Consider the following 23,542-nt stretch of genomic DNA (forward strand, 5'->3'; position numbering starts at 1 on the left):
CCCGGCGATGCAGTTGCCAGCTACAGGTTCGGTCCGAATCTTGGACAGTTTCCGTTAGCCGCTAACGGAAACTGTCCAACATTTCGCATCCGCGTCTCATCCGCTGAGAAGCCGGACCACGCCTAGTGGAAGAAGTGGCGGGTGCCGGTGAGGTACATGGTGACGTCGGCCTGCTTGCAGGCCGCGATCACCTCCTCGTCGCGGATCGAGCCGCCGGGCTGGACGATCGCCCGGATGCCGGCGTCGATGAGGATCTGCGGGCCGTCGGCGAACGGGAAGAACGCGTCCGAGGCGGCCACCGCGCCGCGCGCCCGGTCGGCGCCGGCCCGGCTGACCGCGAGGCGAGCCGAATCCACCCGGTTGACCTGCCCCATGCCGACCCCGACCGTGGCGCCGTCGTGGGCCAGCAGGATCGCGTTGCTCTTCACCGCGCGTACCGCCCGCCAGGCGAAGGCCAGGTCAGCCAGGGTGGCCTCGTCGGCCGGCTCGCCGGTGGCCAGCCGCCAGCTGCCGGGGTCGTCGCCCTCGGCGTCGACCGCGTCCCGCAACTGCACCAGCACGCCACCGCTTACCTGCCGCCACTCGGTCGGACGCGGCTGGAAGGCGGGCGCACGCAGCAGCCGGATGTTCTTCTTGGCCCGCAGCGTCTCCACCGCACCGGGTTCGTAACCGGGCGCCACCACGACCTCGGTGAAGATCTCGGCGATCTGCCCGGCCAGCTCGACCGAGACCGGACGGTTGACGGCGATCACCCCGCCGAAGGCGGAGACCGGGTCACAGGCGTGCGCCTTGCGGTGCGCCTGCGCCACGTCCGCGCCGACCGCGATGCCGCACGGGTTGGCGTGCTTGATGACGGCCACCGCGGGCTGATCGGCGAAGTCGTTCGCGGCCCGCCAGGCCGCATCCGCGTCAACGTAGTTGTTGTAGGACATCTCCTTGCCGTGCAACTGCTCGGCCTGGGCCAGCCCGACCGGGCCGGCCGGGTCGGCGTAGAGAGCGGCGCCCTGGTGCGGGTTCTCGCCGTAGCGCAGCACCGACTGCCGACGCATCGCCAGACCGGCGAACTCCGGCAGGCCGTCGGCGGCCGGGGCCACCGACGAGGCGAACCACTCGGCGACCGCCACGTCGTACTCGGCGATGTCGGCGAAGGCGCGGGCGGCCAGCGCCCGGCGCTGCGCCAGGGTGAAGCCACCGCCGTCGAGGGCGGCCAGCAGCATCGGGTACGCGCCCGGGTCGGTCACCACGGCCACCGAGGCGTGGTTCTTCGCGGCCGCCCGCACCATGGCCGGGCCGCCGATGTCGATCTGCTCGACGCACTCGTCCTGGCCGGCGCCGGAGGCGACGGTGTCCTGGAACGGGTACAGGTTGGACACCAGCAGGTCGATCCCGGCGATGCCGTGCTCGTCGAGCTGGGCGGTGTGCGTGTCCTTGCGCAGGTCGGCGAGGAGCCCACCGTGAATGGCCGGGTGCAGGGTCTTCACCCGCCCGTCGAGGATCTCCGGGAAGCCCGTCACCTGTTCCACCGGCGTCACCGGCACTCCCGCCGCGGCGATCGTCGACGCGGTGCTGCCGGTGGAGACGATCTCCACACCGGCGGCGTGCAGCGCCTTGGCCAGGTCGGCCAGGCCGGTCTTGTCGTAGACAGAGACAAGTGCCCGCCGGATCGGGCGACGCCCGTCCTGGATGGAGTTCACGCCGACCATGACCTTTCTTCCGGTTATCGTCCAACCGTCACGGACCAGCCGGCCCACCTGCTCGACGAGCTGGCTCCGCTCCGCTTGCTTGATGCGTTCGGTGAGCGTGTCGACGTCGTCGTCGTCGCGTACCGGCACCGCCACCTGCGCGACGATCGGGCCGGTGTCCATCCCCGCGTCGACGAAGAAGAGGGTCGCCCCGGTCACCTTGACCCCGTAGGCGAGCGCGTCGCGCGGGCCGTGGATGCCGGGGAACGCCGGCAGCAGGGTGTTGTGCGTGTTCAGGTAACGGTCGCCGAAGGCGGCGAGGAAACGCGGACCGACGAGCTTCAGGAACCCGGCCGAGATGACCAGGTCGGGTCGGTGCCCGGCGACCCGGGCGGTGAGCGCGGCGTCCCACCGATCACGGTCCGGGTGGTCCTTCACCCGCTCCACGAAGGTCGGCACCCCCGCGGCGGCGGCCCGGTCCAGGCCCGCGATCCCGTCGCGGTCCGCCCCGACCGCGACCACCCGCGCCCCGTACGCCGGGTCCGCGGTCGCGTCCAGCAGGGCCTGAAGGTTGCTGCCGGAGCCGGAGACAAGGACGACGATACGGGCGGGCTGGTTCACCGGCACACCCTATCCGGCCGCCAGCCGGTGCCCATTCGCCGGGCGGCGCGGCGCGGGTGACCACCGAACTGGCCGGAACCGGGTACGCTGCCGGTCGCTTGGGACCGGCGCACGTCCGGTCCCACACCCGTCAGCGAACAACCGTGAGGAGCACGTCGTCATGCAGCCCGAATACCAGTCACAGCCACCGCAGTCGGTCGACAACAACATGACAATGTCGATCGTCGCGATCTTCCTGTTCTGGCCGCTGGCCATTCCGGCGATCATCAATGCCTCGAAGGTCAACCCGCTGGTCCAGCAGGGTGACTACGCCGGCGCACAGGCTGCGGCGGCCGAGTCGAAGAAGTGGTCCAAGTGGGCCCTGATCGTCGGCATCGCCTGGATCGCGATCGTCCTGGTGTGCTGCCTCGGCGGCGGCCTGCTGGGCTCGATGAGCGGCAGCAACGCCAGCGGTTACTGAGCACCGGATGCAGCCCGGTCAACCCGGTCAGGACCCGTACGGCCAGCAGCCGCCGTACGGGGACCCGACCACGCCCCAGCCGGCCAATCCGTACGCGCCACCCCCGGCGAACCCGTACGCACCGCCGCCGGCGAACCCGTACGCCCAGCCGGCCGACCCGTACGGTCAGCAGCCTCCGGCCGACCCGTACGGTCAGCCGGAGGCCCAGCCGCCGGCCTCCCCCGGGCCCTACGGTCCGTACGCGCCGCCGGCCGGTCCCCCGCCGGCCGCCGGGCAGCCCCCGGCGTACGGCCAGCCGGGCTACGGGCAACCGGGCTACGGGCAGCCCTACGCCGACCCGTACGCCCCGCAGCCGTACGGCGGCACGCCGATGTACCCGAACGCGGGTTTCACCGGCGGGCAGGGACAGCAGAACACCCTCGGCCTGGTTGCGATGATCCTCGGCATCGCCTCGATCCCGTTGAGCTGCTGCTACCTGGGAATCCCGCTCGGGTTGGCCGCACTCGTGACCGGCTGGCTCGGTAAGCAGAAGGCCGACCAGGGCCTGGCCGGCAACTCCGGCCAGGCACTTGCCGGCCTGATCTGCGGCGCGGTGGGACTGCTGCTGGGCCTGCTGCAGATCGTGGTGGTGGCGCTGAATGTCGGTGGGTCGGGGCTGTACCCCTGACCAGCAACCTGCCCGCCGCCAGGGGCGTCCCGGTGCACCCGGGACGCCCCTGGCTCGTCAGCAGGCCAGTTCTCGCCCGCCCCACCTCGTGCGGGGCCTCCACACCGTCGCCCTTACGGCGGAGGGGAAATTCAGGTCGCGTCCCGTGTGAGCCAGCGGGTGCCGGCGGCACCGAGCAGTGCGCCGGCACCGGTGACCAGCAGTGCCGCGAGCGCCACCTGCCAACCGACCGGCCCGACCTCCGCCAGCCGGCCGGCGCCCAGCGGCCCGCCGGACGCCTTCGCCGCCGCACCCAGCAGCAGTCCGGCCACCGGTCCGGCGAGCGCCGCCGGCACGAGCAGCCGCCGCCACGACAGCGGTGCCCCCTCGGCGCTGGACAGGCGCAGCAACCGGCGCGCGAGCAGCCAACCGGCGGCCATTCCCACGAGAACGGGCAGGGCGAGGACGGTTACCGCGCCGAGCCCGGCTACCGGCCCGCTGGGCAGGCCGGCGAAGAACGGCACCGCCGGTAGCGGGCCGACCGAGACCTCGCTGGTGCGTACCGCCGTGTCGGTGCCGACCGCGAAGCCGGGGCCGAGCAGGTAACTGGCCGACCACACGCTGACGTTCGGCGCGTATGCGAGGCTGACCAGGGTGATGCCGGCCTGTCCAGCCACACCGGTGCGGTACGCGCCGATCAGGTCGGCCGCGTCACCACCACCGGTCGCCACGGCCAGCCCCGCCACCGCAGCGCCCGCACCGAGCAGCACCAGGGCGGCCACCGTGCCGGCACGTACGCCCTCGCGCAGCGGCACCGGCACCTGCTCGGCGAAGACCCCGGACACGCCGGTCGTGCGGGCGGCACCGACACCGGCGGCGAGGGTGCCGACGGTCACCAGCGTCAGCCCGGCGCGTACCGGCGACACGCTGAGGCCACCGGCTCCGACAAGCATGGCGGCGAGCGCTCCCAGCAACCCGTACGCGATGCCGACCGCAGCGGCGGCGGCGAGCATACGGCCCGGCGACCGGCTGGCTCGCGCACCGATCGCGCGGCTGGCGTGCACCCCGGCCCGGGTGAGTCGCCACACCACCAGCGCCGTCACCGCGAGCGGCGCCAGGCCCAGCGGACCGCTGGCCGTGGCCAGGGGCACCCCGTGCCCGAGCAGCCACCCCGCCGCTCCAGCGCGGGCGGCGTCGAGCAGGCTCCCGGCGTCCTCGCTGAGCTGGAACAGCCACAGTGCCAGCGCCACGGGCAGCCAGGCGGTGACGGCCGCCCCTCCGGCGGCGACGAGTGCGGCGACCGCGAGCGGCGCGTGGCTGCGCCCCGAGTGCGCCGACGGGGCGGCCGGCACCCGGCGCGGAGGGCCGGCCCGGCCGGGTGGCCGGGCGCCGGCGCCACGGGCGTCGGTGGCCCGGCGAGGCTGGTCAGGGGTGACAAAGGACATCGGCTCTACTCTGGCACGCCGGGCCGGCCCCGGCTGCCCGACACCGCCCGCCGGGTCGGCACTCGGCGCGCCGAAACATCCGAGTTCGGCTGATCCGGCGTGGCCGGGCACCGGCTCCTCTAGCCTCGGCACTGGGGCCGTGACCGATGTCGCGGCAACATGTGACCGGAAGGGGAGTCGTGAACGCTCCGTATCCACCGCCCCCGCCACCACCCGCCGGCCGGGACCGTACGACCCTCTGGGGCGTGCTCGGCATCGTGACCGGTGTGCTCTGCTGCGGCATCCTCGGCATCGTCTTCGGCTGGTTGTCGATCCGCGACGCGCGCCGCTACGGCAAGTCGCCGGTGCTTGGCTACGTGGCCATCGCGCTGGGCGTGCTGAACATCGTCATCAGCCTGATCCTGCAGGCCACCGGGAACTACCCGTACTGGAACCGCTGAGGGGCCGACCTCTCGGTCGGCCCCTCAGCGCGTGTGTCCCCGCTCAGCCCGCGGACATGAGCTCGCGCATCAGGTTGGCCGTCTCGGTCGGCGTCTTGCCGACCTTCACGCCCACCGCCTCCAGGGCTGCCTTCTTGGCGTCGGCGGTGCCGGCCGAGCCGGAGATGATCGCACCGGCGTGCCCCATGGTCTTGCCGGGCGGGGCGGTGAACCCGGCGATGTAGCCGACCACCGGCTTGCTGACGTTGGCCTTGATGAACTCGGCCGCCCGCTCCTCGGCGTCGCCGCCGATCTCACCGATCATGACGATGGCGTCGGTGTCCGGGTCGGCCTCGAACGCGGCCAGCGCGTCGATGTGGGTCGTCCCGATGATCGGGTCGCCACCGATGCCGACACAGGTCGAGAAGCCGATGTCGCGCAGCTCGTACATCATCTGGTAGGTCAGCGTGCCGCTCTTGCTGACCAGACCGATCCGGCCGGAGCCGGTGATGTCCGCCGGGATGATGCCGGCGTTCGAGGCACCCGGCGAGGCGATGCCGGGACAGTTCGGGCCGATGATCCGGGTCCGCTCGCCCTTGGCGACGTTGTACGCCCAGAAGGCGGCGGTGTCGTGCACCGGCACCCCCTCGGTGATCACCACGGCCAGCGGGATCTCGGCGTCGATCGCCTCGATGACCGCGGCCTTGGTGAACTGCGGCGGTACGAAGATGACCGTGACATCCGCGCCGGTGTCCTTCATCGCGTCGGCGACGCCGGCGAAGACCGGTAGCTCGGTGCCGTCGAAGTCGACGGTGGTGCCCGCCTTGCGCGGGTTGACGCCGCCCACCACGTTCGTGCCGGCGGCGAGCATCCGGCGGGTGTGCTTGGAACCCTCGGAACCGGTCATCCCCTGGACGATGACCTTCGAGTCCTTGGTCAGCCAGATAGCCATGTGTCAGACCCCCGCAGCCGCCAGCTCGGCGGCCCGCTCGGCCGCGCCGTCCATGGTGTCGACCCGCTCGATCAGCGGGTTGTTCGCGCCGTCGAGGATCGCTCGACCGGCCTCGGCGTTGTTGCCGTCGAGGCGGACGACGAGCGGCTTGGTGACCTGCTCGCCCCGCTGCTCCAGCAGGCCCAACGCCTGCACGATGCCGTTGGCGACCGCGTCGCAGGCGGTGATGCCACCGAAGACGTTCACGAAGACGCTCTTGACCGACGGGTCGGAGAGCACGATCTCCAGACCGTTGGCCATGACCGCGGCGCTCGCGCCGCCGCCGATGTCGAGGAAGTTGGCCGGCTTGACGTTGCCGTGCCGCTCCCCGGCGTAGGCGACCACGTCGAGGGTCGACATGACCAGGCCGGCGCCGTTGCCGATGATGCCGACCTCACCGTCGAGCTTGACGTAGTTGAGGTCCTTCTCCTTGGCCGCCTGCTCCAGGGGGTCCACCGTCGCCTGGTCGACAAGTGCCTCGTGGTCGGGGTGCCGGAAGCCGGCGTTCTCGTCCAGCGACACCTTGGCGTCCAGCAGCAGCAGCTTGCCCTCGGCGGTCTTGGCCAGCGGGTTCACCTCGACCAGGGTGGCGTCCTCGGCGACGAACGCCCGCCACAGGCCGACCGCGACGTCGACGACCTGGTCGGCGACCTCGGCCGGGAATCCGGCCGCCTCGACGATCTCCCGCGCCTTCGCCTCGTCCACGCCCTTCACGGCGTCGATCGGCGCCTTGACGACCTTCTCCGGGGTCTCGGCGGCGACCTGCTCGATGTCCATACCGCCGGCGACGCTGGCGATGCAGAGGAACGTGCGGTTCGCCCGATCGAGCAGGTACGAGAAGTAGTACTCCTCGGCCACGTCCGCGGTCACCGTGATCATGACCTTGTGGACGGTGTGACCCTTGATGTCCATGCCGAGGATGTCGGTGGCGCGGGCCACCGTCTCCTCCGCGCCCTCGGCCAGCTTGACGCCGCCCGCCTTGCCTCGTCCGCCGACCTTCACCTGTGCCTTGACGACCACCCGGCCGCCGAGGCGTTCGGCGATCGCGCGGGCCTCCTCCGGGGTCGTGGCGACGCCGCCGGCGAGCACGGGAAGCCCGTGCCGCTCGAACAGGTCCCGCCCCTGGTACTCGTACAGGTCCACGATTGCGCGTCCCGTCCCGTCTCTGCGGCGCACCGTCGCGCCGCCACCAGCGTATGGAAAGAAAACAGTGTGATGCCCGACATCAGTCGAAGTTGACGCAGGCCGTCGAACCCTCGCCACCGCGACCACGCGCCGCCGCCGACCTGACGGTGCGGCCCGCGAGGGGAGGTCGGAAAGGGTTCATTGGGCGCAGCCTAGCGATGCCGGCACTTCCGGCAACCGAGCGGGTGCGTGGTGTGCGGTAATGCACAAACCAGGCCGGCGTCGGGTCACCGGAGGGCACCCGCCGGGGCGGTGGGCCGAGCCACGTCACCCGTTCGAGCGATCTTGCCTGGGCGGCGACGGTTCTCGGCGGTCCCGCGTAACCCCGCCGGAAGGGCGTCGTTGAGTCAGATGTCGGAGCGCTGCGGAGCGCGAAGACGGAAACGGCCGATGCCCTGTCGGTCGAGGGGTGGCGGCGGGGCATCGTGCATAGAGGGGCCGGACGTGTGAGGGGTGCGTCCGGCCCCTCCCCCGTGCTCAGACCACCGACGGCTCAGGCCACCGGCTGGGCGACGTTGTCCCGGACCCAATCCACGATGGACGTTGTGGTCGCGCCCGGGGTGAAGATCTTGGCTACGCCGAGCCGCTCCAACTCCGGCAGGTCGGCCTCCGGGATGATGCCCCCGCCGAAGACGACGATGTCCCGGGCCTGCCGTTCGTCGAGCAGTTCGAGGACCCGGCGGAACAGCGTCATGTGTGCCCCGGAGAGCACCGAGAGACCGACGGCGTCGGCGTCCTCCTGGATCGCGGTCTCCACGATCTGCTCCGGGGTCTGGTGCAGGCCGGTGTAGATGACCTCCATGCCGGCGTCGCGGAGGGCCCGCGCCACCACCTTGGCACCACGGTCGTGGCCGTCCAGGCCCGGCTTGGCGACGACGACCCGAACACGAGAGCTCATCTGGGCATCCCTTTCACCGGCTCTGCGGCATTCACCTGAACGAACGGTAACCCGCCCGACCTTTGCCGGGGAACCGGGGCCGGCAGGGCGGCCGGTAAACAGGGGTCGCCGTCCGGTCTTCGCCACCAACCCCTGCCACGTCACGCAGGTACCACTGTCACCTCACGCAGAGGCACGACGAACGCAGGCCGCGTCAAGCGGGACGCCTCCGCCGATCGGTCACGGTGTGCGACGAACGGAGGATAACGAGGACACTCCACTACACCTACGAGCCATGACAATCTCGGACGGAAACGGACAGAACGTTGCAAGCAATTCGGCGTTCCGGCTTGTGACGGGACTGACGGTTGGCTACCGTGTCCACGGTTGTCATCAGGTCTACGGACGGGTGACGACGCGACCAGCCGACGCACGGTCACCAGATCCGGACGGCGGCTGATCCGCATCGGAACCCCGACAACGGAGGGTATGCGTGCGCCAGCGCCTGTCGTCTGAGCCCGATCGATATCGCGGCCGCCGCCGCGTACCCACCCCCCCGCGCAGCCGTTACGCCGCGGTCGTCACCACCGCCTTCGTCGGTGCCGGTGTGGTGGCACTGGGCGCCAGCGCGATGCCGGACGCCAAGGACGTCAGCCCCACGGTGCTTGACGAGCTGAAGCAGGCGTCGATCAGCAACGAGGGCGTGGCCGACCGCGCCGACGCCGCCGAGCGGGCCTCCCGGGACGGTCGCGATGCGCCGGAGAGCGCCGAGGAGACCGGCGTCTGGCTGCTCCCCCTGCAGGGCTACGACTTCAACTCCCCCTACGGCATGCGCTGGGGCAAGCTGCACACCGGCGTCGACCTGGTGGCACCGGAGGGCACCCCGTACGTCGCGATTCACGAGGGCACCGTCACCAAGGCCGGCTGGTTCGGCGGCTACGGAAACGCGGTGATCGTTCAGCACGCCGACGGCAGCGAGGCCATCTACGGCCACTCCTCCGCGCTCAGCGTGCGCGAGGGGCAGCAGGTCAAGGCCGGTGACCAGCTCGGTCTGGTCGGCAACACCGGTCACTCCTACGGTTCCCACCTGCACCTGGAGATCCATGTCAAGGGGGAGCCACTCGACCCGGTGCCGTGGCTGCAGGAACGCGGAGTGGACATCAAGCTGCAAGTCGAGGCAATCTACAGCGAGGTAGCCGCCTCCTGACCGCCCGTGACGCCCGTTGACCGCCCGGATCTGTTGATCCGGGCGGTTTCGTTTGGCCCACCGCGACCGCAAGTGTCCCAGCTCACTCGGCGGATTGTGATGAGCACCACACCAGGCTGCCGGGTCCGCATCGGGCAGTGGGGGACACTTGCCCGCGAAGTCGGACACCGGCACCGACCACCGCGACTGCCCCGCACACCCCCGGTACCCGGCCCCGCCCGGACCGACACCAGGATTTCGAGGTCACGTACCACTCGAAACCAATGAGGTCCGTACCCGTGCAGGACGACAACCCCACCCCGACCCGCAGGATCCCGCACGCCCCGGCCCGCCACCGGCGACGCCTGAGCCGGAACTTCCGGCTCCTCGTGGTCGGTGTGGTCGCTCTCACGGGGCTCGGCGTCGGCGGTGTCGTCGTGAGCGAGCGCGACGACCGGCCGACCACCAGCCCGGTCGCGCTCGACGGCCAGGCCCGCGCCGAGGCCGCCGAGCGCGCCGACCGTTCGGCCCGGGAGACCGCCGGCCCGGGCAGCCCGTCGCCGAGCCCGACCACGAGCGCCAGTCCCACCGCGAAGCCCAGCCCGAAACCGAGCCCGAAACCGAAGGCCAGCCGAACGGCGACCACCAAGGCCAAGCCGAAGAAGAGTACGCAGCCGAAGTCGTCCTGGGTGCTCCCGATGGCGGGAGGTGCGATCACCTCCTGCTACGGGCCCCGCTGGGGCACGCTGCACGCCGGCATCGACTTCGCCATGCCCGCCGGAACCCCGGTACGCGCCGCCTTCGGTGGCACCGTGACGAAGGCCGGCGACGTCGGCGACGGGTACGGCATCTCCGTGGTCATCGACCACGGCAACGGCTACCTCACCCACTATGCCCACCTGAGCACGGCAAGGGTGAGCGTGGGCGCGAAGGTCAGCACCGGGCAGACGATCGGCCTGGAGGGCTCCACGGGCGACTCCACCGGTCCGCACCTGCACTTCGAGGTGCACCAGGGCCAGCTGTGGAACCAGATCGACCCGGCGCCCTTCCTGCGCGCCCGGGGCCTCGACGTGGCCTGCTGACCGATCTGGACCGCCGCACCGCACGGCCGCGGTCGATCCGAGTCAGATCTTCTCGATCGGGGCGTGTCGCAGCACCAGCCACAGCGTCTGGTCACCGAAGTCGATCTGCGCCCGGGCACCCGGGCCGTGCCCCTCCACGGTCACCACCCGGCCGAGACCGTACCGCTGGTGGTTCACCCGGTCCCCGGCGGCGACCTTCGGCCCCTGCGGCAGCTCGCTCGCGGTGGCCAACCGGCTGCCGTCCACCCCGAGCTTGCGGGCCAGCTGGACGGCCCGGGGCGTGCCGCCGGCAAAACCGCCGCGACCGCCGGGCGTCCGGTCCGCGCGGCCACCCACGCCGCCACCACCGCCACCCCACGAGGTGTACGACCCCTCGGTCCGCTCCCAGCGGACGAGTTCGGGTGGCAGTTCCTCGACGAAGCGGGACGGCGGGTTGTAGGCCGGCTGGCCCCACGCGGAGCGGGTCACCGCCCGGGAGAGGTAGAGCCGCTGCCGGGCACGGGTGATGCCGACGTACGCCAGCCGGCGCTCCTCCTCCAGCTCCCGGGTGTCGCCGAGCGAGCGCAGGTGCGGGAAGACGCCGTCCTCCAGGCCGGTCAGGAACACCACCGGGAACTCCAGGCCCTTGGCGGTGTGCAAGGTCATCAGGGTGACCACGCCCTGATGCTCGGGGTCGTCGGTGGGCACCTGGTCGGCGTCGGCGACGAGGGCGACCTGCTCCAGGAAACCGGCCAGGGTGGCCCGCTCGCCCTCCGCGCCGGTCGCCTCGATCCGCTCGGTGTACTCGCGCGCGACGCTCACCAGCTCCTGAAGGTTGTCGACCCGACCGGCGTCCTGCGGGTCGAGACTCTCCTCCAGCTCGGTCAGGTAGCCCGAACGGGTCAGCACCGCCTCCAGCACCTCCTCCGGGGTGCCGTCGACGGCCAGCTCACGGGCGGAGTCGAGCAGCGCCACGAAGTCGGCGATGCCGTTGGCCGCCCGGGTCGAGATACCGGGCGCGTCACCGGCCCGCCGCAACGCGGCACCGAAGGAGATCCGGTCCCGGCTGGCCAGCGCCTCCACGCATGCCTCGGCGCGGTCGCCGATGCCCCGGCGCGGGGTGTTGAGGATCCGCCGCAGGCTCACCGTGTCGTCGTCGTTCACCACCGAACGCAGGTAGGCAAGTGCGTCCCGGACCTCCTTGCGCTCGTAGAAGCGCACCCCGCCGACGACCTTGTACGGCAGACCGAGCCGGATGAACACCTCCTCGAAGACCCGGGACTGCGCGTTGGTGCGGTAGAAGACCGCCACGTCGCCCGGCCGGGTCTCCCCGTCGTCGACCAACCTGTCGATCTCCCGGGCCACCCAGTCCGCCTCGGCGTGTTCGGTGTCGGCGACGTACGCGACGATCGGTTCGCCCGGGCCGGCGTCGCTCCACAATCGCTTCGGCTTGCGCGACGTGTTGCGGTCGATCACCGCGTTCGCGGCGTTCAGGATGGTCTGGGTGGAGCGGTAGTTCTGCTCCAGCAGGATGGTGCGGGCGTCGGTGAAGTCGCGCTCGAACTCCAGGATGTTGCGGATCGTCGCGCCCCGGAAGGCGTAGATCGACTGGTCCGCGTCGCCGACCACGCACAGCTCCGCCGGTTCGAGGCCCTCGGTGCCGGAGACCAGCTCCTTGATCAGGACGTACTGTGCGTGGTTGGTGTCCTGGTACTCGTCGACGAGCACGTGCCGGAACCGACGGCGGTAGCTCTCCGCGACGTGCGGATGCGACTGGAGCAGGTGCACCGTCGTCATGATCAGGTCGTCGAAGTCGAGCGCGTGGGCCTCGCGCAGCCGCCGCTGATAGAGCGCGTACGCCTCGGCCAGAGCGCGTTCGTTGGGCCCGCTGGCCCGCGCGGCGAACGTCTCCGGGTCGACCAGCTCGTTCTTCAGGTTCGAGACCTGGGCGGCCAGGCCGCGCGCCGGATAGCGCTTCGGATCGAGGTCGAGTTCCCGGGCGACGAGCTGCATCAGCCGGCGGGAGTCGTCCGCGTCGTAGATCGAGAAGGTGGACTTCAGGCCGGCGTGCTCGTGCTCGGCGCGCAGGATCCGCACGCAGGCGGAGTGGAACGTGGAGACCCACATCAGCCGGGCCCGCGGGCCGACCAGGGCGGTGACCCGGTCCTTCATCTCGCCGGCGGCCTTGTTGGTGAAGGTGATCGCGATGATCTCGCCGGGGTGCACGTCCCGGGCGGCGAGCAGGTACGCGATCCGGTGGGTCAGCACCCGGGTCTTGCCGGATCCGGCACCGGCCACGATCAGCAGCGGCGAGCCCGCGTGGGTGACCGCGTCCCGTTGCGGACCGTTGAGCCCCTCCACCAGTTGCGCTGGGTCGAGGCGGCCGGGCGCGGGCCGATGGGGTGGCCACGCCCGGCCAGGCTCGGGCTCGGGCGGGGACGCGGGGATGTCGAAGAGAGGATGCATCGCACGGCGAGTCTATGCCGCCGGCCGGACATCCCCGGCCCACGGCACCTACCGACCAGATGTGGGGAAGGGGCGGCTTTCCTTGCGTGCCACCCCGGAGGGCGGGCATACTCGACGGCGTGTTCGACGAGCGCTTCTACTTTTACTACGGCTCCGGGAGTCCGGCAGCCGTAGGTCGCGCCTGATCGATCAGACCTACGAAATGCCCCGGGCTCTCGGAGCCCGGGGCATTTCGCGTCCCGGGATCCGGGCAACGGGCACCACATCGCGAGAGGTACCCGAAGATGGCAGACGTGATGGAGCAGAACGGCAGCGCGAACGGCGCCGGTCCCGCCGGGCCCGAGGTTGGCGCCCCGGCCACCGGCACCGCCGAGCCGGACGCCGCCAGTCGGATCGCCGAGATCCGGGTACGGATCGACGAGATCGACCGAGCGCTCATCGAACTGTGGCAGGAGCGGGCCACGCTCTCCCAGGAGGTCGGTGCGACCCGGATGGCCTCGGGCGGTACCCGTCTCGTCCTCTCCCGCGAACAGGAGATCCTGGAGCGGTTCCGGTCAGCCCTGGGCGCGGACGGCACCCAACTGGCCCTGCTGCTGCTCCGCGCCGGCCGCGGCCCCCTCTGACCCACCCCACCCGCCTCCCGCACCATCCAGGTAAGTGTGGACCGGGGCGCCGGCTGCTGGTGACGGCCGACGCCCCGAATCACTGAGGAGGCACTACCTTCACCGCTGCTTCCGGTACGGATGGACGGAGCGGCGGCGTCTGTGGGGCTACTCCGACGCGTGCACCACGTCGCGTACCTCGGCGAAGTGGCAGGCACTCGGGTGACCCGACTTGTCGCGGATCTCCAGCAGCGGCTGCTGCTCGGCACAGATGTCCTGGGCCTTCCAGCACCGGGTACGGAATCGGCAGCCCGAGGGCGGGTTGGCCGGCGACGGCACGTCACCGGTCAGCACGATCTGGTCCCGGTGCCCACGCCGCCTCGGATCCGGCACCGGCACCGCCGACAGCAACGCCTGCGTGTACGGGTGGGTCGGGTTGTCGTAGATCTCGTCCTCGGTGCCGATCTCGATGATCTTCCCGAGATACATGACCGCGACCCGGTCGGCGATGTGCCGGACCACCGACAGGTCGTGGGCGATGAAGACGTACGACAGCCCGAGCTCCTTCTGGAGCTTCTCCAGCAGGTTGATCACCTGGGCCTGAATGGAGACGTCAAGTGCGGAGACCGGCTCGTCACACAGGATGATCTCCGGGTTCAGCGCCAGCGCCCGGGCGATGCCGATGCGCTGCCGCTGGCCGCCCGAGAACTGGTGCGGGTACCGGGTGATGTGGTCCGGGTTGAGACCGACCAGATCGAGCAGTTCCTGCACCTTGGCCCGCCGCCTGGCCTTCGGCAGCACGTCCGGGTGCACCTCGAAGGGCTCCCCGACGATGTCGCCGACGGTCATCCGTGGGTTGAGGGAGGTGTACGGGTCCTGCATCACCAGCTGGATGTTGCGCCGGCCCCGACGTCGCTCCTCGGCGCTGACCTTCGACATGTTCTTGCCCTGCACGAACAGGTCACCCGAGGTCGGCGTCTCCAGCCCGACCAGCAGCCGGGCCAGCGTCGACTTGCCGCAGCCGGACTCGCCCACGATGCCGAGCGTCTCGCCGCGCCGCAGCTGCAGGCTGACCCCGTCGACCGCCTGGACCGCACCGTACTGCTTCTTGAAGACGATGCCCCGGGTCAGCGGGAAGTGCTTGACCAGGTCGCGGGTCTCCAGCACCACGTCACTCATCGCCCTTGACCTCCTTCCAGAAGTGGCAGGCGGCCGTCCGGCTCGGCGACACCTGGTACAGCGGCGGCGCCGGGTCCTGCCGGCAGACGTCCTGCGCGTACCCGCACCGGGGATTGAAGGCGCAGCCCGGCGGGATGTTGGTGAGCATCGGCGGCAGGCCCTTGATGGCGCTGAGCTCGTGACCCTTGAGGTCCAGGCGCGGGATCGACTCCAGCAGACCCTTGGTGTACGGGTGGGCGGGGTTGGCGTAGATGTCGTTCACGCCGGCTTCCTCGATCACCCGGCCGGCGTACATCACCGAGATCCGGTCCGCCACGTCGGCCACCACCCCCATGTCGTGGGTGATCAGCACCAGGCCCATGTTCCGTTCCCGCTGCAACTCGGCGAGCAGCGCCATGATCTGCGCCTGCACGGTCACGTCCAGCGCGGTGGTCGGCTCGTCCGCGATCAGCACCTCGGGGTCGAGCGCCAGCGCCATGGCGATCATGACGCGCTGCCGCATACCCCCCGAGAACTGGTGCGGGTAGTCGTTCACCCGCTGCTTGGCCGCCGGGATCTTCACCAGGTCCAGCAGTTCGACGGCCCGGGCCTTGGCGTCCTGGCGGGACATGCCCCGATGCTTGCGGAACAGCTCGGCCAGTTGGAATCCGACGGTGAAGACCGGGTTCAACGCGGAGAGCGCGTCCTGGAAGATCATCGCGACCCGGTTCGCCCGCACCTTGCGGCGCTCCGACTCCGGCAGCTTGAGCAGGTCGACCCCCCGATAGAGGATCTCGCCGCCGGTGATGAAGCCGGGCGGGGTGTCCAGGATGCCCATGATCGCCTGTGCGGTCACGCTCTTGCCGCAGCCGGACTCACCGAGGATCGCCCGGGTCTCGCCGGCCCGCAGGTCGAAGCTCACGCCGTTCACGGCGTGCGCGATGCCGTTGCGGGTGCGGAACTCCACGTGCAGGTCCTTGACCTGTAGTGGCAGCGCGTCCGGGTCGACACCCGCCAGCGCCTCCATCTTGACGTTCACATCAGTGCTCATGCCAGCACTCCGCTCGCTCCGTGCCCTCGTGAGGCACCTGTCGCCCTTGGCTGATGATTCGCTCGCTGCGACTCGGTCATCCGACTCACCGGAACTTCGGGTCGAGGGCGTCCCGCAGCGCGTCACCCATGAGGATGAAGGACAGCACCGTGCCGACCAGCAGACCACAGGGGAAGAGCAGCAGCCACGGGTCTTCCAGGAAGTAGACCTGGTGCTGGCTGATCATGATGCCCCAGGACTGGGTGGGCGGCTGGAGCCCGACACCGAGGAAGGTCAAGGTGGCCTCGGCGGCGACGAACGAACCCAGCACGATGGTGGCGTAGACGAGCATCGGGGCCATCGCGTTCGGCAGGATGTGCCGGAACATCAACCGGGAGTTGCGGGCACCGACCGCCTTCGCCGCGTGCACGTAGTCCAGGTCCTTCGACGAGATGACGCTGCCCCGGATGATCCGGGCGATTGTCGGCCAGGCCAGCAGGAACAGCACGGCCGTGATGGTCCACTCGTTCTGCCGCTTGATCACGGTGAGGAAGACGATCGCGCCGAGCAGGAACGGCAGCGAGAAGAAGATGTCCATCACCCGGGAGATGATCGCGTCGACCCAGCCGCCGTAGTAGCCGGCGAGCAGGCCGAGCACCCCACCGAACAGCACGATGCCGCTGGTCGCCATCACCGCGATCACCATCGACGGGCGCGCACCGTAGATCGCGTGCGAGTAGTAGTCGCAGCCCAGGATGTCGAAGCCGAAGGGATGATCCCAACTCGGCGCGACCCGGGTCCGGTCGGTGCTGCACGCCCGCGGGTCCTGGCTGGTCCAGAGCTTCGGGAAGAGCGCCATCGACCCGACCGCGAGGATGTAGAGACTGGCGATCACGAAGACCGGGTCGCGCAGCAACTGTCGTCGGGCGTCCGCCCACAGGCTCGCGTTGCGCTCCTTGCCGCCCGGCGCGCCGGGCGTAGGGCCGTCACCGGCCACCGGCGCACCGCCGGCGGCGGAGCCCGTGCTCGTCAGGTCACTCATGTCCACACCTCGTTTCGCTCCACCCGGCCACCAGGAACGGTCGGAAGACCTGCGTCCGCCACCGTGATTCGGTCACTCATAGCGGATCCTCGGGTCGAGCACGGCGTAGAGCAGGTCGACAAGCAGGTTGGCGAGCAGGACCACAAGCACCAGCATGGTCACCACGCCGACCACCACCGAGGACTCACCGCTGCGCGCCGCCATCGTCACCAGCCGGCCGATGCCCGGCACGTTGAAGATGGTCTCGGTGACGACCGCGCCGGCCATCGCGGCGCCGATGTCGACGCCGAGGAAGGTGATCACGGGGATCAGCGAGTTGCGGAGCGTGTGCACGCCGATGACCCGCTTGTTGGTCAGGCCCTTGGCCTTCGCGGTACGGACGTAGTCGGCACGGATGTTCTCCATGATGCTGGTCCGGGTGAGCCGGGCCGTGGTGGCCAGCGAGAGCGCACCGAGCACCATGCCCGGGATCACCAGGCTGGCCAGCGGATAGTCGGCCTTGAAGCCTGGCGTGAAGACGCCGACGGAGATCACGTCGGGAATCCAGTCCTGGCCGCGCAGCACGTTTCCGAACTTGACCCCGACGAACTCCCGGACCACCACGCCCAGCACGAAGATCGGCACCGAGATGACGAAGACGGTGCTGATCTTCACCGCGTAGTCGGTGAAGCTGCCGCCCCGCAGGCCGGCCAGCACACCCGCCGCGATGCCCACGACCGCCTCGAACACGATCGCGATGACGAGCAGCTTCAGAGTGAACGGAATGGCGTCGGCGACCAGGTCGGTGACCTCCCGCTGGCGCAGGTTGATGCCGAAGTCGAAGTGGAAGAAGATGTTGCCCAGCCGGTCGAAGAACAGTCCCGGCTCGTAGCCGGTGCCCAACCAGCCGCTGCCACTTTCCGCCTCACGCCAGAGGCAGGGGTCACCCCGCTTGTCCAGACAGGGGTCGGCGTAGCCGAGCCGCTCGGTGATCGCCGCAAGCAACGCGGGATCCGGCGTCCGGTCCCCGAACAGCGCCCGGACCGGGTTCCCGCTGAACTGAACCGCCAGCGAGGTCATGTAGTGCAGTAGGAACATGGTGCCCAGCACGGTGGGGATGAACTGGAGCAACCGTCGAATGACGTAGCGCCCCATGACGGGGTCTCCTCTCGGCGCTGACGTGGCGGCAACGATCACCCTGGTGGGGTAACCGTTGCCGCCACGTCGTATTACGGCAGGATCAGGAGTCTGAAGCTCAGTTCTGCTTCAGCGAAATCGCACCGTAGTCGGCGTCCGAGACGGCGTTCCAGACGAACTGGTCGACGTTCTCGCTGTAGACCGCGCCAACCTTGTTCCACCACATCGGGATGACCGGCAGGTCCTCGCCGAGGATGTCCTCCGCCTGCTGGTACGCCGGGATGGCGGCCTGGATCGACTCGGCCGAGTCACCCTGCTTCATCAGGTTGTCGAAGGTCTCGTTCGAGTAGCCCGAGTTGTTGCTGCCGGCACCGGTGCCGTACAGCGGGTAGAGGTAGGTCTCCATGAACGGGTAGTCCGGACCCCAGCCGAGGCGGAACCCACCGGTGAACTTCTTCTGGTCCGCGGTCTCGAGGTACTCGGCGAACTGCAGGTTGACCTTGAGCTCGTAGTCGATGCCCAGGGCCTCCTTGATCTGGTCACCGACCGCCTGCAGCCACAGGTCGTGGCCGGCACCGGCGTTGGCCCACAGGATCAGCTTCTCACCGGCCGGCCAGCCGCCGGCGTCGGCGAGCAGCTGCTTGGCCTTCTCGACGTCCTTGGTGCAGTACTTGCAGACGCCTTCGCGGGCACCCTCGAAGGTCGGGGCCACGTAGCCGGACGCCGGGGTGTACCGGCCGTCGAAGACCGCGTCGATGATCGACTGCCGGTCGATCGACAGCGACAGCGCCTGACGGATCCGCTTGTCCTTGAAGATGTCCTGGTACAGCGGCATGCCGACGTAGGTGAAGCTGTCACCCGGCTGCTCGTAGATCCGGTCGCCGTACTGCGCCTTGGCCTCCTTGTAGCGGGCCGGGGGCAGGGTGTAGAGCACGTCCAGCTCGCCGGCCTGGAAGGCGGCGTAGCCGGCGTCGATGTCGGCGAAGATCCGGTACTCGATGCGGTCCGGCTTGCCGGCCTCACCCTTCCAGGTGTCGCTCCGGACCAGGTTGATGGCGACGTTGTGCTGCCAGCTGCCGTCCATCTTGTAGGGGCCGTTACCGATCGGCTTCTCGTTGCACGCCGCGATGTCGTCGACGCAGGCCTGGGCCATCGGGAAGAAGCCCGGGTAGCCGATCGTGGTCGGGAAACCGGAGAACGGCGCGTCCAGCTCGACGGTGAAGGTCAGGTCGTCGACCTTCTTGAGACCCGACATGGTCTCGGCGGCCGGCTTCGGAGCCTCCTTCGGGCCCTCGCCGTCCGGGTCCACCGGCGCCACGTCGGCCTTACCGGCGATCCGCTTCATGAAGTAGCCGTTGTTCTGGGCGTTCGGCCCGTAAGCGGCGTAGTTCCACGAGCGGAGGAACGCGTCGGCGTTGACCGGCTCACCGTTGTCGAAGGTGTAGCCGCTCTTGAGCTTGATCGTCCAGAGCTTCTGGTCGGTCGACTCGACCGACTCGGCCAGGTCCATCTCGACCGCGGAGGTCTCGGCGTTGTACTTGACCAGACCGCGGTACAGCTGACGGATCACGTACAACGACGGCTCGTCGTCGCCGCCGGACGGGGTCAGGAACGCCGGCTCGGCGTTGTACACCCGCAGCGTGCCGCCGGACTCGCCGGCCGGCTCGTTGTTGTCGTCGCCACCGCTGCTACAGGCGGTGGCCAACATGGCGGTGGCGGTCGCCGCGACCGCCACCTTCAGGAATTTCCCGCGCATGGGAGTGCCTCCTCAGGGCGCTCGGCTCACGAGGGGGTTGTGAGGTGCCTGCAACTGTGACACCCGATGCGCCCAGGCGGGAAGGCGTGTTATCAACCCGATACCCGCCCGGGACGGGGCCGACATCGACCCGCAGGCGCCTCTCCGGCACCCCGGACGCATGGTATGAGCTGCTCGTCAACCACATTTCCACGCACGACCGGCCGTCAGATGGCGTGCGGTCGACACCTGCGCGAACCCACCGGAGTGTCGACGTGAACCCGCCACTTTCGCATGGATGCTACCCGAAAGTATGAGTCGGATTCCAGACCGAAAGCCGATCACCGTGGTCGGGCGAAGGGCTCCTGCCCCGAAAGGGTCCGACCCCGGATCCACTATCGGGATCCGGGGTCGGACGAGGTGCCGTGGTGTCGGCGATCAGGCCGTGAAGTGAATCCGGCGACGACGCAGCACCAGAACGGTGACCGCGCCGGCGACCAGGAGCACCAGCCCGGCGGCGATCGCGGTGACGATCGGTGCACCGGTAAGCGGCAGACCACCGTCGTTCGAGGCCGGCGAGGTGGACGGGGCGGGGCTCGCCGGCGACTCCTCGGGAGCGCTCGGCGACGGAGACTCTTCCGGGGTCGACGGGGTCGGCTCCGGCGTCGTCGGCTGTGGGCTGCTCGGCTGCGGCGACGGCGCCGCCGTGAAGGTGGCCTTCGCCTCGGCGGTCACCGTGGCGCCGGTGCTGCCGCCCAGGATCAGCTTCTGGGCCGCCTTGCGCCCGGTGTAGAGGAACACCCGGCCGAAGGAGACCGAGTCGGCAGCGGACGCGGTCACGCTGACCTCGCCGGCCTGCTCGGTCGTGAGCCAGAACTGGCCACCGTTGTCGGTCGTGGTCACGGGCGCGCCCTCGGCGTCGACCGCCGACCCGCCGGTGACCGCCAGGGTGATCTCACCCGCCGGTCCCTTCACGGTAAACGGGCCGGCCTTCTCACCGACCGTCGCGGTGGCGGTGGTCGGATCGATGCTCAGCTCGGCCTTCGGCTCGGGCTGGTCGGTGGCGTTCGCGATCAGGTAGTCGTGAACCTTCTTGATCACGTCGTACCGCTGCTTGCCGATCAGGCCACGCCCGGCGGCCCAGTCGCCGAGCTCGATGCCGTCGCTGAAGTGCCAGACGGCGGTCTGGGTGCCGAAGTAGAGCAGGTTGCGGCGTACCTTCGCGTCCGTCCCGGCGGGCACGGTGGCACCGGCGGCGGCCAGCAGCGCGGCGGAGTCGGCGTTCGGGTACCCGTGAGTCAGCACCCACTGGACCTTCGCGAGGTTCTTCACCTGGGACTCGTCCCAGGTGCCCTCCTGGTACTTGCCGTCGATCGCGACGTTCGTGTGGTAGTCGATGCAGAAGGCGGGCAGCCGCTCGCCGTCGATCTTGATGGCCAGTGCCGAGGTCCGCTTGACCTCGCCGTCGAGCAGGAGCTTGACCGTGCTGTCCGGCACCGTCTTCGCCACACCGGTGGCCGGGTCCTCGGCAGCGGCCGGGGCGGCGGCACCGAGCGCCAGCGCGCCGCCGGTGACGGCAGCGAGCGCGATCCGCGCCCAGCGCCGTCCTCGTTGTCCGATCATGAGTTTCGTGCACCTCTCGGGCAGGGAGTGACCCGCGTACGCGCGGGCGGCCGGAGTCGCCGTTTCCCGCGGGATGAGCGGTATCCGCACGCGGGAAAGGCGAGGGGCATTATCGACCGCTACTTGATCACATGTCACGCCCTGCGGCCGGATTAGCCGCTTATGCCGGAAAGATCGGTTATACCAAGCGTCGATCGGCCGCCCAGCGGGACAGTTCGTACCGGTTCGACATCTGGAGCTTGCGCAGCACGTTGGAGACGTGGGTCTCGACGGTTTTGATCGAGATGTACAGCTCCCGGGCGATCTCCTTGTACGCGTACCCCCGGGCGAGCAACCGCAGCACCTCGCGTTCCCGGTTGGTCAGCTGGTCCAGCTCCGGATCGGCCACCGGGGCGTCCGGACGGGCCGCGAAGGCGTCCAGCACGAACCCGGCCAGCCGCGGGCTGAACACCGCGTCGCCGTCGGCCACCCGCCGGATCGCCGCGGCCAGATCGTCCGGCGAGATGGTCTTGGTGACGTACCCGCGTGCACCGGCCCGGATCAGCCCGATCACGTCCTCGGCCGCGTCGGAGACGCTGAGCGCCAGGAAGCGGACCTCGGGGTGGCTGCGACGCATCGCTTCCAGCACGGCCCGACCACCGCCGTCGGGCATGTGCACGTCGAGCAGCACCACGTCGGGCCCGGTGGCCGCGATCCGGCTGACCGCGTCGGCCACCGTGCTCGCCTCCCCCACCACCTCGACGTGCGCGCCGAGTTCCGCGCGTACCCCCGCTCGGAACATGGCGTGGTCGTCGACCAGGAAGACCCGCAGCCGTCCGGGCACGTTGCCTTCCGGTTCGACCGGTGACGTCGACTGCTCGGCCATCATCTGTCCCTCTCCGCCGTGGCCGAGTCCCGGGAGATCGGCAGGATCAACCGGACCTCGGTACCTTCTCCAGGCCGGGAGCGGATCTCCGCCCGGCCACCGTGCCGCTTCATCCGCCCGACGATCGAGCCTCGGACACCGTGCCGATGGTCCTCCACCGTATCCGGGTCGAACCCGACACCCCGGTCCCGCACGAAAACGCTTACCTGCTCGGGCTCGACCTCGGCGTAGAGCGAGACGGTCTGCACCCCGGCGTGCCGGGCGGCGTTCACCAACGCCTCACGCGCGGCCGCCACCAAGGCGCCGACCCGCTCGTCGGTCTCCCGGTCACCCACCACGACCGCCTCCACCGTCATCGCGAAGGTGTCCTCCACCTCGGCCGCAGCCTGTTCCAGCGCGGCGGCGAGGCGTTCCGTGGGCGACGCGGTGGGCTTGTAGAGCCAGTTGCGCAGCGAGCGTTCCTGTCCCCGGGCGAGCCGCTGCACGGTCTTGACGTCGCTGGCGTTGCGCTGGATCAACGCGAGGGTGTGCAGCACCTGGTCGTGCACCATGGCCGCCAGTTCGGCCCGCTCCTGCTCGCGGATGCGGCCCTCGCGTTCCGAGCGCAGTTGGTTCCAGGTGCGCCAGAGCACCGGCGCGGCCACCACACCTACGCCGGCCAGCCCCACCAGCGCGAAGATCACTCCGTTGATCACTGCGTCGAGGTTCTGCGCCGGGGAGTAGACCGCGGCCACGCCGATTATGCCGACCGCGACCAGCACCCCACCGCCGACGAAGCGAAGCACGAAAGCCCGCCGGTCGCTCTCCTCTATCACCGCGCCGAGCCACGGCACGGGCATCGACTCGCCCCACTGCCGTCGCCGCTCGGGCGCGGACTGGTGCCAGATCACGCCGGCGCCGACCGCGATGATGGCGACCAACCAGCCCGCGGTGCCGGCTGCGCCGACCGAGTCGAAGACCATCACCTGGATCAGCAGCACGCCGAGCCCGATGGCCACGAAGGGCAGCAACTGGCCGACATCGCGGCGCGGCGGTACGGCGGTGTCACCGGGCCGCAGCGGCACGACCGCCCAGAAGGCCGCATAGAGCAGCAGACCAAGCCCGCTCAGCCCGAGCAGCACCATGAAGGCGATCCGGACCCGGACCACCGGGACGCCGAGATGCTCGGCGATGCCGGCGGCCACCCCGGCGCCCATCCGGTGCTCCGGAGCGCGGTAGAGGCGGGGTGGTGGATTGCTGCTGCTGATCGCGAGCTCCCTGGTCAGGACGGTCGGGCCGGACGAGAGGCGAGGTTCCCGGCGCCGATCCGATCGTCACACGTGGGGTGGCCAG

General features: G+C 70.2%; 20 protein-coding genes and 1 pseudogene. 6 read left to right on the forward strand and 15 right to left on the reverse strand.

Annotation, left to right across the window (positions count from 1 at the left end; translation table 11 throughout):
* Nucleotides 1–122 precede the first annotated feature (122 nt).
* Both purH and purN read right to left on the reverse strand, forming a co-directional pair.
* A complete protein-coding gene (gene purH / locus KBX00_RS15045) occupies nt 123–1,694 on the reverse strand; it encodes a bifunctional phosphoribosylaminoimidazolecarboxamide formyltransferase/IMP cyclohydrolase (RefSeq protein ID WP_210827387.1) in 1,572 nt (523 codons plus the stop codon).
* 3 nt (nt 1,695–1,697) lie between these two features.
* Nucleotides 1,698–2,309, reverse strand: a pseudogene (gene purN / locus KBX00_RS15050) (phosphoribosylglycinamide formyltransferase); the annotation flags it as partial.
* 154 nt (nt 2,310–2,463) lie between these two features.
* Between purN and KBX00_RS15055 the strand changes: the two are divergent.
* On the forward strand, nt 2,464–2,763 hold the full coding sequence (locus KBX00_RS15055) for a CD225/dispanin family protein (RefSeq protein WP_210827305.1): 300 nt from the start codon (nt 2,464–2,466) through the stop codon (nt 2,761–2,763).
* A gap of 7 nt (nt 2,764–2,770) precedes the next feature.
* Nucleotides 2,771–3,430 carry a DUF4190 domain-containing protein gene (locus tag KBX00_RS15060; protein WP_210827306.1) on the forward strand — a complete coding sequence of 220 codons (660 nt, stop codon included), beginning with the start codon at nt 2,771–2,773 and terminating at the stop codon, nt 3,428–3,430.
* A gap of 131 nt (nt 3,431–3,561) precedes the next feature.
* Here the strand turns inward: KBX00_RS15060 and KBX00_RS15065 are convergent, their stop codons facing one another.
* Entirely contained in the window at nt 3,562–4,854 is a 1,293-nt protein-coding gene (locus KBX00_RS15065) for a DUF6350 family protein (protein WP_210827307.1), read from the reverse strand.
* A 179-nt stretch (nt 4,855–5,033) separates the two neighbouring features.
* On the opposite strand from KBX00_RS15065, the gene KBX00_RS15070 reads away from it, so the two are divergent.
* On the forward strand, nt 5,034–5,294 hold the full coding sequence (locus tag KBX00_RS15070; protein WP_210827308.1) for a DUF4190 domain-containing protein: 261 nt from the start codon (nt 5,034–5,036) through the stop codon (nt 5,292–5,294).
* 43 nt (nt 5,295–5,337) lie between these two features.
* Here KBX00_RS15070 and sucD read toward each other — a convergent pair whose 3' ends face one another.
* From sucD to KBX00_RS15085, 3 genes are all read right to left on the reverse strand, one after another.
* The gene (gene sucD / locus KBX00_RS15075; RefSeq protein WP_210827309.1) at nt 5,338–6,225 is read right to left on the reverse strand and encodes a succinate--CoA ligase subunit alpha; all 888 of its coding nucleotides are present in this window, start codon (nt 6,223–6,225) and stop codon (nt 5,338–5,340) included.
* A gap of 3 nt (nt 6,226–6,228) precedes the next feature.
* Entirely contained in the window at nt 6,229–7,407 is a 1,179-nt protein-coding gene (gene sucC / locus KBX00_RS15080) for an ADP-forming succinate--CoA ligase subunit beta (RefSeq protein ID WP_210827310.1), read from the reverse strand.
* Between the two features lie 535 nt (nt 7,408–7,942).
* Nucleotides 7,943–8,347 carry a cobalamin B12-binding domain-containing protein gene (locus KBX00_RS15085; RefSeq protein ID WP_210827311.1) on the reverse strand — a complete coding sequence of 135 codons (405 nt, stop codon included), beginning with the start codon at nt 8,345–8,347 and terminating at the stop codon, nt 7,943–7,945.
* Between the two features lie 472 nt (nt 8,348–8,819).
* Here KBX00_RS15085 and KBX00_RS15090 point away from each other — a divergent pair, with 472 nt between their 5' ends.
* Together KBX00_RS15090 and KBX00_RS15095 are read left to right on the forward strand one after the other, a co-directional pair.
* A complete protein-coding gene (locus KBX00_RS15090; protein ID WP_210827313.1) occupies nt 8,820–9,533 on the forward strand; it encodes a M23 family metallopeptidase in 714 nt (237 codons plus the stop codon).
* Nucleotides 9,534–9,811: 278 nt separating this feature from the next.
* Nucleotides 9,812–10,594, forward strand: a complete 783-nt coding sequence (locus KBX00_RS15095) for a M23 family metallopeptidase (protein ID WP_374225303.1) — start codon at nt 9,812–9,814, stop codon at nt 10,592–10,594.
* Between the two features lie 42 nt (nt 10,595–10,636).
* Here the strand turns inward: KBX00_RS15095 and pcrA are convergent, their stop codons facing one another.
* Complete coding sequence (gene pcrA / locus KBX00_RS15100) at nt 10,637–13,039, reverse strand: DNA helicase PcrA (protein ID WP_210827316.1); 2,403 nt, start codon at nt 13,037–13,039, stop codon at nt 10,637–10,639.
* A 284-nt stretch (nt 13,040–13,323) separates the two neighbouring features.
* On the opposite strand from pcrA, the gene KBX00_RS15105 reads away from it, so the two are divergent.
* Nucleotides 13,324–13,662, forward strand: coding sequence for a chorismate mutase (locus KBX00_RS15105; RefSeq protein ID WP_374225301.1), 339 nt, complete (start codon nt 13,324–13,326; stop codon nt 13,660–13,662).
* A gap of 147 nt (nt 13,663–13,809) precedes the next feature.
* Here the strand turns inward: KBX00_RS15105 and KBX00_RS15110 are convergent, their stop codons facing one another.
* The 8 genes from KBX00_RS15110 to KBX00_RS15145 all read right to left on the reverse strand — a co-directional run bounded on the left by KBX00_RS15110 (nt 13,810) and on the right by KBX00_RS15145 (nt 23,475).
* Nucleotides 13,810–14,820 carry an ABC transporter ATP-binding protein gene (locus tag KBX00_RS15110; RefSeq protein WP_210827317.1) on the reverse strand — a complete coding sequence of 337 codons (1,011 nt, stop codon included), beginning with the start codon at nt 14,818–14,820 and terminating at the stop codon, nt 13,810–13,812.
* The gene (locus tag KBX00_RS15115) at nt 14,813–15,850 is read right to left on the reverse strand and encodes an ABC transporter ATP-binding protein (RefSeq protein ID WP_210827318.1); all 1,038 of its coding nucleotides are present in this window, start codon (nt 15,848–15,850) and stop codon (nt 14,813–14,815) included. The genes KBX00_RS15110 and KBX00_RS15115 overlap by 8 nt, the downstream gene beginning before the upstream one ends.
* A gap of 85 nt (nt 15,851–15,935) precedes the next feature.
* Entirely contained in the window at nt 15,936–16,871 is a 936-nt protein-coding gene (locus KBX00_RS15120) for an ABC transporter permease (protein WP_210827319.1), read from the reverse strand.
* Between the two features lie 72 nt (nt 16,872–16,943).
* The gene (locus tag KBX00_RS15125; RefSeq protein WP_210827320.1) at nt 16,944–18,005 is read right to left on the reverse strand and encodes an ABC transporter permease; all 1,062 of its coding nucleotides are present in this window, start codon (nt 18,003–18,005) and stop codon (nt 16,944–16,946) included.
* Between the two features lie 100 nt (nt 18,006–18,105).
* Nucleotides 18,106–19,743, reverse strand: a complete 1,638-nt coding sequence (locus KBX00_RS15130; protein ID WP_210827323.1) for an ABC transporter substrate-binding protein — start codon at nt 19,741–19,743, stop codon at nt 18,106–18,108.
* Between the two features lie 417 nt (nt 19,744–20,160).
* Entirely contained in the window at nt 20,161–21,345 is a 1,185-nt protein-coding gene (locus KBX00_RS15135) for a thioester domain-containing protein (RefSeq protein WP_210827325.1), read from the reverse strand.
* A gap of 178 nt (nt 21,346–21,523) precedes the next feature.
* Nucleotides 21,524–22,210 (reverse strand): response regulator transcription factor, encoded by a 687-nt coding sequence (locus KBX00_RS15140; protein ID WP_210827327.1) that lies wholly within the window; start codon nt 22,208–22,210, stop codon nt 21,524–21,526.
* Nucleotides 22,210–23,475 (reverse strand): ATP-binding protein, encoded by a 1,266-nt coding sequence (locus tag KBX00_RS15145; protein WP_210827391.1) that lies wholly within the window; start codon nt 23,473–23,475, stop codon nt 22,210–22,212. The genes KBX00_RS15140 and KBX00_RS15145 overlap by 1 nt, the downstream gene beginning before the upstream one ends.
* Nucleotides 23,476–23,542 lie beyond the last annotated feature (67 nt).

It is taken from the genome of Micromonospora sp. C95, from assembly GCF_018070465.1.
Taxonomy (GTDB): Bacteria; Actinomycetota; Actinomycetes; order Mycobacteriales; family Micromonosporaceae; genus Micromonospora.